Source organism: Okeania sp. SIO2C9, assembly GCF_010672455.1.
In the GTDB taxonomy this organism is placed as follows: Bacteria; Cyanobacteriota; Cyanobacteriia; order Cyanobacteriales; family Microcoleaceae; genus Okeania.
This window is the reverse complement of record NZ_JAAHGO010000049.1, coordinates 55,600-67,717: the sequence shown is the minus strand read 5'-3', so window position 1 is coordinate 67,717 and position 12,118 is coordinate 55,600. Positions and strand designations below refer to the sequence as shown.

Annotated in this window: 8 protein-coding genes and 1 pseudogene; 8 read left to right on the top strand and 1 reads right to left on the bottom strand. The window is 39.4% G+C overall.

Annotated elements, in window-relative coordinates; all coding sequences use genetic code 11:
• Window positions 1-1,237 (bottom strand): annotated as a pseudogene (locus F6K23_RS28120) (hypothetical protein); the annotation flags it as partial.
• A 569-nt stretch (window positions 1,238-1,806) separates the two neighbouring features.
• Here F6K23_RS28120 and F6K23_RS28115 point away from each other — a divergent pair.
• From F6K23_RS28115 to F6K23_RS28080, 8 genes are all read left to right on the top strand, one after another.
• Window positions 1,807-2,397: a chromophore lyase CpcT/CpeT gene (locus tag F6K23_RS28115; RefSeq protein WP_293161908.1), complete on the top strand. Its 591-nt coding sequence runs from the start codon at window positions 1,807-1,809 to the stop codon at window positions 2,395-2,397.
• 213 nt (window positions 2,398-2,610) lie between these two features.
• Window positions 2,611-3,828: an NAD-dependent epimerase/dehydratase family protein gene (locus F6K23_RS28110; RefSeq protein WP_293161906.1), complete on the top strand. Its 1,218-nt coding sequence runs from the start codon at window positions 2,611-2,613 to the stop codon at window positions 3,826-3,828.
• Between the two features lie 162 nt (window positions 3,829-3,990).
• Complete coding sequence (locus tag F6K23_RS28105; RefSeq protein WP_367267846.1) at window positions 3,991-4,116, top strand: DUF4291 family protein; 126 nt, start codon at window positions 3,991-3,993, stop codon at window positions 4,114-4,116.
• Window positions 4,117-4,428: 312 nt separating this feature from the next.
• Window positions 4,429-4,584 (top strand): DUF4291 family protein, encoded by a 156-nt coding sequence (locus F6K23_RS28100; protein ID WP_293161904.1) that lies wholly within the window; start codon window positions 4,429-4,431, stop codon window positions 4,582-4,584.
• A gap of 752 nt (window positions 4,585-5,336) precedes the next feature.
• On the top strand, window positions 5,337-5,486 hold the full coding sequence (locus F6K23_RS28095) for a zinc ribbon domain-containing protein (protein ID WP_367267844.1): 150 nt from the start codon (window positions 5,337-5,339) through the stop codon (window positions 5,484-5,486).
• 710 nt (window positions 5,487-6,196) lie between these two features.
• Entirely contained in the window at window positions 6,197-6,478 is a 282-nt protein-coding gene (locus F6K23_RS28090) for a DUF4291 family protein (RefSeq protein ID WP_293161902.1), read from the top strand.
• A 458-nt stretch (window positions 6,479-6,936) separates the two neighbouring features.
• Entirely contained in the window at window positions 6,937-8,070 is a 1,134-nt protein-coding gene (locus F6K23_RS28085; RefSeq protein WP_293161901.1) for a glycosyltransferase family 1 protein, read from the top strand.
• Window positions 8,071-9,292: 1,222 nt separating this feature from the next.
• Complete coding sequence (locus F6K23_RS28080) at window positions 9,293-11,887, top strand: adenylate/guanylate cyclase domain-containing protein (RefSeq protein WP_293161899.1); 2,595 nt, start codon at window positions 9,293-9,295, stop codon at window positions 11,885-11,887.
• The last annotated feature ends 231 nt before the right edge of the window (window positions 11,888-12,118 follow it).

Genomic DNA, 12,118 nt, shown 5'->3' with positions numbered 1-12,118 from the left:
CGGCCAGACCAGGAGTGCCATCTAATCCTGGAGTTCCTGGTACACCTGCCGGACCTACTGGACCTGCTGGACCGGCCAGACCAGGAGTGCCATCTAATCCTGGAGTTCCTGGTACACCTGCCGGACCTACTGGACCTGCTGGACCGGCCAGACCAGGAGTGCCATCTAATCCTGGAGTTCCTGGTACACCTGCCGGACCCACTGGACCAGCCGGACCAGCCAGACCAGGAGTTCCTGGTACACCTGCCGGACCTACTGGACCTGCTGGACCGGCCAGACCAGGAGCGCCATCTAATCCTGGAGTTCCTGGCACACCTGCCGGACCTACTGGACCTGCTGGACCTGCGAGACCAGGAGCACCATCTAGTCCAGGGACACCAGGAGCACCATCTAATCCTGGAGTTCCTGGTACACCTGCCGGACCTACTGGACCTGCCGGACCGGCCAGACCAGGAGCACCATCTAATCCTGGAGTTCCTGGTACACCTGCCGGACCTACTGGACCCACGGGACCAGGAGCACCAGCGGGACCAGGAGCGCCAGGAGCACCAGCGAGACCAGGAGCGCCAGGAGCGCCAGGAGCACCAGGAGTACCTGGTACTAATGGAATAGGAACCTCTACAAACTGATTAGAGGGAATTGATGGCCCAGGAACTAGCTCAAAAGCTGGTACAGTTGTTGCTGGTCCAGGTACAAGGGTTTCAATTTGATTAGTAACGACTGGTTGTTGTGCGCCATTTGGAGGTTGAATTTGTTGGGCTGTGATCAAAGAATCATTTTTTTCTATTAGTGCTAATACTCTGTAAGTCTGAGCATCTTCACCTACTGCCTTGACTTCTAGGTATTCTTTGCCAGCTATTTCTATATCTGATATTTGTAATTCATTAGCTCTCACCCCATCCAATAAGAATGGAATTTGTAACCCATCCAGATTATTATCTGCAAACGAAGTTACTACATCGCTTTCGCCTTGATCTGGAATAAATAAATCTCTTAAATTTGAGCCTGTCTCCGTTTCAGGACCAGGCTGTATGAACGGAATCTGATTGTCAAATGAAATCCCGATATCATTGTTTTTTATGATTTCTACGCTGACATCTTGTAGTCCTATTTCTCCTTCATTGCTCAAAGCATCTTCAGATAAGAATAAGACTAAGTTTTCCTCAGCATAATTACCAACTGGAAAAGGAACCGAAAATGTATTCTGATCCCAAAAAAAGCTAGGAGAACCGTCCATTGGCCATTTTTCTCAATAAAATAATTTCTCCCAAATTATAAGTGAGAATTTCACTTTTGAAAATAATAATTCTGTAACCTATCTATAGACATACTAAACAGAACTAAGTAATTCTAAATTGGTTAAATGGCCAAATCTTTATGTACTCTAAATTTCAATTTTCCTTGAAGTCAAAGATCAAAATAATTTATACTTAACTTTCATTGAATATAGATGCCATATTCAAAAAATTTTAAATTAAACTACTCTAACAACTATCCCTATTTTAGATTTTTCAGAATGTAAACACATCAGATCTCATTCCAGCTTATAATTACTTTTATTCTCAATAACTTACTTCCCATCTATATTCATCTATCAAGATACTGTTCAGTTTGAGCTGTACAAAAAAAAATTAAAAATACAAAACTTAAATACATAAAAAAATAATTCAAAAAATATTTCAATCTCTAAAAAAAACAAATAAATATTATCAAAGACGTTGATTTTTTTGATAAAGTTCCCTAACTACAAAATAAAATATTAAGTATTTATTTTGAACTATAATTGCGAATTTACACTCAATCAAAATGACTAACTCAACAGACATTCTTACCTTGGCACGTTGGTTAGCAGCTGACTTTAGTAACCAACAGCAAGCCTTTGAAAACCCTCCCCTCTTTGCTCACATTCGCGTTTGTATGCGCCCACTGCCCTATGAACTATTAAATGGACTCAGCCTCTATCTAGAGCAAGCTTACGACATTACCCTCAACAAACCCTACCGAGTCCGAATATTAAAATTAGTCCCTGCAGCAGACCATATCGATATTGAAAACTACGCCATAGATCAAGAAGAAGCATTTTACGGCGCTTCTCGCGATCCTCAACGCTTACAAGCATTCAAAACTGAACAAATAAAGAAACTACCTGGTTGTAACTTTATTACAAAATGGACTGGCCATAGCTTTCAAGGTGAAGTCGAACCAGGAAAAGCTTGTACTGTAGTCCGTAAAGGCCAAACTACCTACTTAGATAGCCATTTTGAGATAGACGAACATAAATTTATCAGCCATGACCGAGGGCGCAACCCCGAAACTGATGAGCATATCTGGGGAGCAATTGCTGGGCCTTTTGAATTTATTCGTTGGGCTAGCTTTGCCAATGAAGTTGCGCTATAAATCTTCTGAAATTTGAGAAAATTTACTACTTCAATTTTTCTCAAGTATTACCAATCTTAAACAGATACTTAGGAATAAACTCGATCAGGGCATAAGACATATTTATTGGTGGAATTTTTGGCTAGTTGCATCTGATTTAAACAAGAAATGCCATAAAGTTCCAATACCTGATACATTAAGCCAATATCAGTAAGCAAGATTCAAAGTAAGTTTATGAAAGTCCTGGTAATTGGTGGCGATGGCTACTGCGGTTGGGCAACCGCTCTTTATCTTTCCAATCAAGGTTATGAAGTAGGTATCCTAGACAGTATGGTTCGGCGACACTGGGATATGCAACTTCAAGTCGAAACCCTGACACCTATTGCCCAGATCCAACAACGCATTCAACGTTGGAAAGAGTTGACTGGCAAAAAAATTGACTTATATATAGGAGATATTACCGACTATAATTTCCTGAGTAAAACACTACGTCAGTTTGAACCGGAATCTATAGTCCACTTTGGCGAACAGCGTTCTGCTCCATTTTCTATGATTGACCGTGAACACGCTGTTATGACTCAGGTCAATAATGTAGTGGGGACGCTAAATATTCTTTATGCAATGAAAGAGGACTTCCCAGATTGTCACTTGGTAAAACTGGGAACTATGGGAGAATATGGTACACCTAATATAGATATTGAAGAGGGCTATATCACCATTGAACATAATGGGCGCAAAGATACTCTCCCTTATCCTAAACAACCAGGTTCTTTCTACCATCTAAGTAAAGTTCACGATAGTCACAACATTCACTTTGCCTGCAAAATATGGGGACTCCGTGCCACAGACCTCAATCAAGGAATCGTATACGGTGTTGCACTAACTGGCCTCTTAAGTGATGAGATAATCAAAGATGAACTCTTGATTAACCGTTTGGACTATGATGCAGTTTTTGGTACGGCTCTCAATAGATTTTGTATTCAAGCAGCTATTGGACACCCACTTACTGTATATGGCAAAGGTGGACAAACTCGTGGCTTATTAGATATTAGAGATACAGTCCGTTGCATGGAAATAGCGATCGCTAATCCTGCTGAGGCTGGAAAATTCCGAGTATTCAACCAATTTACTGAAATGTTCAGTGTGGGTGACTTGGCAATTATGGTCCAAAAAGCAGGTAAAGCTTTTAAAGGCAAAGCAGGTAAAGATTTGAATTTAGCTCCAGATGATTTAGATAATTTGGATAATGTCAAAATTAATTACCTCGAAAATCCTAGAGTGGAATTAGAGCAACATTATTTCAATGCCAAAAATACAAACCTTTTAGATCTTGGCTTGCAACCTCATTATCTGTCTGATTCTCTGTTAGATTCTCTGCTAAATTATGCGATTAAATACAAGCAACGTGTAGATAAAGATCATATTCTGCCCAAGGTATCTTGGCATCGATAAACTATCTGTATAAATTTATAGAGGTAATAGTTTTTACTATTACTTCTATACCTACTTAGTTAAATTATTTTTCAACTGAAGCGATCGCCAGTTATAAATGTTAATAGTTTAGTTGATATGGAGCTAGCCACAGAAAACTACTGAACTCAAGCCAGTAATTGGCTGACTACTGGTAGGTATATTTTAGCACGATTTGATGAAAATTCTGTGGTTGTCTACCAAGCATATAGGCCAAAAATCGGTGATTTTGCAGCGTCAAAAGGTTATTTTGATGGGGAGTTTAGCTAGAGCGTCGAGAAGCCTCACACCATAATTGAAAATTTGGTGTCAGATGAATCGACGGTAAATTAATGGGACTCGATGTCCCATTAATTTACAAATTTTATGTTATGATAGACTCAAGCTGGTTAGAGTTAACAACCGCAGCGTGATGAACCATGAAAATCAAATAAGATTAGGGGTTAATACCCATCCATCCTAGTAATCCGTTGGGAATGTAAAATCTGATTGCGGGGCTAGGTGATCAGCTTTTTTATTTGCAAAAAGGGCGGCGGGGCATCCCGTCCTTAAAGCTCGTAGAGTCCACGCAATGGCAGGACTATGAAGCGAGAAGCCCATGCTATACCTTTGGGGTTAGCGTGGGAGTATGTCACCCTGAATATAATGAGTTGGATTAAAAGCAACTTTTTGTGGATGATGTATCGTTCTGGATGGGGCAGCAACACAGAACAAGAATTCAAGAATGCGCGAATTTAGAATGCGCGAATTTAGAATTACCTCTCCTTGAAAAGAAGAGGATTGGGTTAAAAGGAATTTTTTTCTTCTCTTGGTCGATTGGATATGGCGCAGGTTTCGGAGCCATCCCTCGACCACTTTTTTATCCATGAATTGAGAGGCTTTATACCTTAATTTTTCGGTAATTCTCGCTTTGACTATCAAACGCACAGCATTTGATGCCACTCAACTAATCAGAGAAAATTAAACTGTTGTAGTTGAGGACTTGGCAGTAAAAAACATGGTCAAAAACCTAAAAAATTGCGGGAGGAAGTACGCAGCGCCTGTTTTAACGGCTGGTTGAATAACGACACGCGGGTAATAAAGCGACGTAAAAGTCTGGTATACTAGAAATAGCAAGTAAGAACAAGGTTTGTCGCCATGACATGGGCGCTAGTGCGGTGAAATCCCGGCGGACAGGAGACGGGGAATTAATTTCTTACGACGGCTGTTTGCGTAGCATTCCGCAGGAAAAGCAAGCAGGCAGCTAGAGCAGCGAGAAGATTGCTCCAACCAGCGCGAGTAAAACCACTCGTGAAAGCTAACAAAAAAAAGTAAACTCACAGCTAGATTTCCGTCTATGCCGAGGAGTTTAGGAGTCTGCCCTTCAGGCTTTAAGCAAATGTGGATTTATCCCATTTGCGGTGGACTAACCATAGAATCCAGGGTGTTTCAACCCCTGGAGATGTCAACATCACCCACCCTCATCCACTCCCGGGAGGGGAGCAAGAGGGGTGGTTAGTGATGCCAACTGGTCCGAATTAGTAAGGCAATTAGAATACAAAGCTGAATGGTATGGACGGGAATTAATCAAGATTGATAGATATTTTCCTAGTTTTAAGCGTTGCTCTAATACCAAATTGATCAATGTTTGCTACAAATAGTAGGGACGTTGCATAAGGGCGTCCCTACGAAATAAGGAAGAAGCAAGAAGGAAGAAGGGATAAATATTGAAAAAAAAGGGAAAAAGATAGAGATAACCATCTAAAATGAACTAGAGAAACTATTTTTAGGCATATCCGATAGAGATGCACTTTTTATAGCATTCTTTTTTCAAACTGGTATAATACCAATTTCATAAAATATTGCTACAGTCTCGACACGGGCAACAGCTCATCTGCTCCGGAAGGCAACAGGGAAAGAAAAACTGGATAAAAAAGAAGGAAAAATGCTTAATTTTGACACAAGTATAAATATTTTGCGGATGGGAACCCGCGGGGTGCGATAGACGCAAGCGGTCAGACCCCGCGCAGCCGACAGGCGCAAGCGGCCAGACCCCGCGACGACGCCAGCTCGCTTGCGGAATGCTGACCAAGAGAGGGAATGCTGACCAAGAGAGGGAACGCCTACCAAGAAGACTGCGGGACTCGCAGTGTCAGCGCCAGTCGCTCATGGGGGAGACCCCCAAGACCGCGCTGACTTGTCTGTGGAGCGCGCCTTTAGACCCGAAGAGAGTAAATCTCGCTTATGCTGGTGCATTGAAGCAGAAAGCCCCTAACAGTGATGTTAAGGAATCCCGCGCTGTCTCCTAGAGCAGCGTCGGGAGGATGTCAATCCCACTATCTATAAAACTCAAGAATAATGGAAATAAGTTGTGAAGCGATCAAGTGTTAGAGTGCAGTGGGACCCCGATCATAATCCCATGGGTGAAAAATTTGAAAGACGAGTAATTCAATTAGGACTACGGGGTGAAACTCTACGAAATTATAGCCGAGATTGGATTGTGAAGATAGAAAATATTACAGAATTTGTACAACAGCAGCGTATCTATAGAGAACCTAGTAAATGGACTGACTTAATCACACCTAAAGAAAATGTTTATCCAGTTGAGAATTCTGAGATAATACATAAACTAGGATTATCAATTCGTGACTAAAATCAATAGGTAATGGGTATCATAAACATTCAACAGAAATATAGTCTTATGTGCTTAAATATAGTCTTTTGTCTCCAGAAATTTGGGCGACCATTGAGATAATCTAACAATGTCTGCGATAAGAACAAAAATCAAATAGCCTCCTCTAGTCAGCGATCTGAGTTCAATAGGGTGAAATTTCACCGACTGACACCCTACCTCTAGACACATAAGAACCTACGTTCAAGTCTCTGTATTATGACCAAGCAGAAATTGAATCAGGGAGATAATCAAAAAAGAGGACAAAGAAAAAGCCGTCTCAAATTTCTTTGACTATGGGAAGCGAGGGTGTTGTAGTTCACCCAGTCAGGGTACACCTGCAAAATAAGGATATGTCTTATGTGACTATATTTTTATGAACTATAGCTATTACCAAGTTGAAAAATTAATATTCTGACTAAGTATTTTCCAAACAATTTATGAGGATAGCCCTTTTTACCGAAACCTTTTTACCCAAAATAGATGGTATAGTTACCCGTCTATGCCACACTGTTGAACATCTGCAACGTGCTGGAGACCAAGTGCTAATATTTTCCCCTGAGGGAGGACTCAAGGAATATCAAGGAGCAAAAATTTGTGGTATTGAGGGTTTTCCCTTACCTCTCTATCCAGAATTAAAATTAGCAGTACCAACTCCCACTATTGGCAAACAGCTAGAGCTATTTCAGCCAGATATAATTCATGTAGCTAATCCAGCAGTACTAGGTTTAGGTGGGTTGTACTATGCTAAAAAGCTGAATATACCACTCGTGGCATCCTATCATACCCACCTTCCTCAATACCTACATCATTATGGTTTAGGAATGCTCGAAGGGTTGCTTTGGGAATTACTCAAATCAGGCCATAACCAAGCAGACTTAAATCTTTGTACCTCTACAGCAATGGTAGAAGAATTGAGCAACCACGGCATTGAAAGAGTAGACCTTTGGCAGCGAGGAGTTGATACAGAATTATTTCAGCCCCACCATGCTAGTCAAGAAATGCGCGATCGCCTTAGTCAAGGAAATTCAGATAGTACAATACTACTATACGTTGGCCGTTTAGGTGCAGAAAAAGAGATTGACCGTATTAAACCAATTCTGGAGGCCATCCCTAACGCTTGTTTAGCCCTTGTAGGAGATGGACCTAACCGAGAATCCCTAGAACAACATTTTGCAGACACTCCCACACACTTTGTAGGCTATCTCCGGGGTCAAAAATTGGCCTCTGCCTATGCCTCTGCTGATGCTTTCATCTTTCCCTCTCGCACTGAAACTTTAGGATTGGTACTTTTAGAGGCTATGGCCGCTGGCACCCCTGTAGTAGCAGCTAATTCTGGAGGTATTCCTGATATTGTTACAGATGGAATAAATGGTTATCTATTCGATCCTGCTGATGAAAAAGGGGCTATTAAAGCTACTCAAAATCTCTTAGCTCATTCAGAGGAACGAGAAACTCTACGTCAAAATGCCAGAACTGAAGCAGAACGTTGGGGATGGTCAGCAGCAACTCAGCAGTTAAGAAACTATTATCAAAAAGTTATCTCTGCCCATTCTATACCATCAGCAGCATAACTAAGACTATTTGCGATCGCTAACTCCATATAAATCAAAGGGTGCTATGGATGGATATTTTTGGTGGTAGAGAAAAACTGGAATTTGTAGCAGGTAACAGAAAATTTTTCTTGTGAAACCTCTAAATGAAGTACATTAAATACCAAAAATTTGATGATTGCTAGAGATGCGAAAGAGAGTCAAGTTTCTGGCTATTAGGCTTGACAAAACAACTTTATATAATCTATACTCCCGGTCACCCAAGTCTAAAATCTATGACTTAGATATGGACTGCGGGATATTAAATTCAATCTTGTGTGATAATTAAGTAGACTAAGACTAGTCTTGACACTCTCCCGTTAAATCCCTCGATTATAATGGGAGATTCTTGTTTCGCTAGGGCAACGCTACGGGAAGATATATTCTTAACTAGCAGATACATCAAGCCAGGCAATTCCCGGCAAAAGTCGGGAAAACCGTTCATAGCAACGTGACAGCAAAACCATCAACGCAGGGGGTATCTCGCAATGCTTCAAGGAAAATCCCCAAAGCGCTATTTTTTGACTTATTTATGGCCAACTCACATGAGTATTTATTTTGCGCTTTCTTTTTCAAGACTTGGCAACCATTAGGGATGACTCACGCGTCGGGATCGAGATAACGCGATACTCAGTTGTCAGTTATTTTCAAACTTCTATCATCACACTATTTTCAGGAAATTGCCAGGGATTATAAAATCTAGTAATGCACCCAAATCAAATAAACTGAGTTGCATCTCTGTCAGACCATATCAACAAGACTTTTTGCTCCGTCTTTACCCTGAGGAAACCTCAGGTTAGGCGGTGTGCTTTTCTCTGGCCTTGTACCCCATGGCTATTTATGTAATTATAACACCAAAAATGCGGGCGCGTATTGCTCAATTATTTTTCTGGTTGAAATTGATCTCTAGGTTGTCTGGGTAGGTTTCCCGCGCAGTTTATACGCCCCATCTCGCCGTTAATCTAGCGATTAAAACGGGAGTCCTCACTCAAAATTTATGATAGGATTTAGCTAATCATATAATCGTCCTAACTTTTTTAGATTTCTGCCGTACTATTGGAATAAATATACTTAGATATAGTCTAATTTAGTATAATAACATTTTTTTTGTAAGTAAAAAACTTGATCTACTTGGAAAAAATTAAACCCAGAGAAAATATACACTTAAGTTCGAGTAATTTAACTTTAAAATAAAGCAGTTCAAATGACATTCTCTAACGCTGCTGGTAGTATTCTGGCAACATTGACTCAAGTTGATCGTATGGGTCTACTGGCAACTCGCGTCAAGGATTTGCCAGTAGGAGAGTTTGTTTGTCTGCTAGACTTTATTACTGCTGAATTTCATCAATATCTACGAGCTATTGACTTAATTAACAATAAAGGTGTTGAAACTTTACTAGAACAACTATTAGATGCCTTTACTATCAAAATTGGTCAAATCCTGAAAGCAGATCAAACAACTATTTTCTTAGTTAACCAAGAGAAAAAACAACTTTGGTACAAGACTATTCTCGAAAGTACGGGTAAGTCCCAAGATTACCACTTACCAATTAATGTTGGTATTTTAGGCCATGTGGCCACAACAGGAGAAGCCCTCAATATTGCTGATGCCAAAACTCATCCACTCTTCAGTGAAGAAGTAGACCAACCTCCAGGCTATGATACTCGCACCATCCTCTGTATACCAGTTTTCAGCACCACCAGCTCTAACAAACCAGTAGCAGTAGTACGACTACTTAATAAAGCGAATGATGTCCCTTTTGACAAAGAGGATGAGCAACTATTCCGTTCTTTCGGTGATTCAATGGGAATTATTATAGAAAGTTGTCAATCATTTTATGTAGCAGCTAGGAATCAGCGAGGGGTTTCAGCATTACTGAAAGCAACCACAACTTTAGGTCAAAGTCTAGACTTGGAAACAACTTTAAGAGCTGTAATGGATCAAGCTTGTAATTTAATGCAAGCAGACCGTAGCACATTGTTTCTACTTAGTAAAGAAACAAATGAACTTTGGACTAAGGTAGCGACAGCAGATGAAAAAAAAATGGTGGAAATTAGAATTCCTGCCAATCGAGGTATAGCTGGTTATGTTGCTTCTACTGGAGAAACTCTTAATATTCCTGATGCTTATATAGATCCTCGTTTTGACCCTAGTACAGATCAAAAAACAGGTTATCAAACAAGAAATATTCTCTGTATGCCTGTGTATAATGCTAAGGGCGAATTGATTGGAGTAACTCAGTTAATTAATAAAAATCAAGGTAGTTTTAATTCTTCAGATGAAAAATTTTTATTAGCTTTTAATGCTCAAGCAGGTATTGCCCTTCAGAATTCTCAACTTTTTGAAAATGTTTTGGTAGAAAAGCAATATCAGAAAGATATTCTACAAAGTTTGTCTGATGTTGTAATTTCTACAAATATGCAAGGCAGAATTGTGACTATCAATGGAGCAGCTTTAGAAATGTTAGGTTGTCCTATTGACAAAGAAATAAAAGGTAAAACAAATAGACAACTTTGGGAGGAAAAACTGATTGGTAGATATGTATGGGAAGTTATACCAATTGAAAATTTACAGTTCCGTTTAGAAGATAGTTTACAGCATGGTACTAGACAATATGTTCCAGAGCAAAATTTACGAGTAGGTTCTTTTATAAAATTTGAAGGTGAAGAAGAAACAGCTTATATTTTAGCAATTCCCGATCTAAAAAATCATAATATTTTTCTTCCTTGGGGGGAACAAAAACCAACAAATTTACAGGCAAATTTAGTTCAAAATAACCACATGGATTTTAGCAGATTAATAGATTTATCTGAACTAGATCGAGTAATTGAACGTAGTTTGAATCTAACAGTTAATCCCCTAACTAATCCTGAAGGTGGTGTGCGTGGTGGATTGGTAGTTCTTGAAGATATTAGTCAAGAAAAACGCATGAAAAATACCATGTATCGCTACATGACTCCGGAGGTGGCAGAACAAGTAATGGCTTTAGCTGAAGATGCTTTACTTGAAGGAGAGCGTAAGGAAGTAACTATTTTATTTTCTGATATTCGAGGTTATACAACTCTTACAGAAAATTTAGAAGCTTCTGAAGTAGTTAAGCTTCTAAATCAATATTTTGAAACAATGGTAGAGGCAGTATTTGACCATGAAGGGACTTTAGATAAGTTTATTGGAGATGCTTTAATGGCTGTTTTTGGTACACCATTACCTTTAGAAAATCATGCTTTAATGGCAGTTAAAACTGCTTTGGATATGCGTCATCGTCTCCGAAAATTTAATGAGTCTCGTCCCGATAAACCACAATTTAAAATTGGTATTGGTATTAGTTCAGGGGAGGTAGTATCTGGTAATATTGGTTCTAAAAAACGAATGGATTATACAGTAATCGGTGATGGTGTAAATTTGAGTTCCCGTTTAGAAGCAATTACTAAACATTATGGCTGCGATATTATTTTAAGTGAGTTTACTTATCAACTTTGTCGCGACTATATTAGGGTCAGAGAGTTGGATAAGGTTAAAGTTAAAGGTAAGCAAAAATCTGTGAGTATATATGAATTGATTGGTGCAAGTTCAGAAGATATTGACCGGGAAACAGAGGAGTTTTTAGAACTTTATTCTAGAGCTAGAAAGGCTTATATGGAAAGGAATTTTGCTTTGGCTGTTAGTTACTTTAAGAGTGCTAAAAAAATTCGACCTGATGATGAAGCTGTAGGTACACATATTCAACGATCGGTTAAGCATATAACAAATCCACCACCAAATGATTGGGATGGAAGTTATACCATGATAACTAAATAGTTAAAGTTAGGAATAAGCAAGTATTAAATTGGGATCGAATACTTAAGTGAATGCTAACTACTTAATAGTTAGGTAGTCCTATATATGTAGTGATAATACCAAAACGGATTTGATATAAACTCTGAAATTCTTGCTAATTGCCCATTGCCCATTGCCAAAAATCAGCAAGATTTTAGACACGAATTAAATAGAATTGCTATACTTTTAAAAATCAAATAATATCAAATCCAG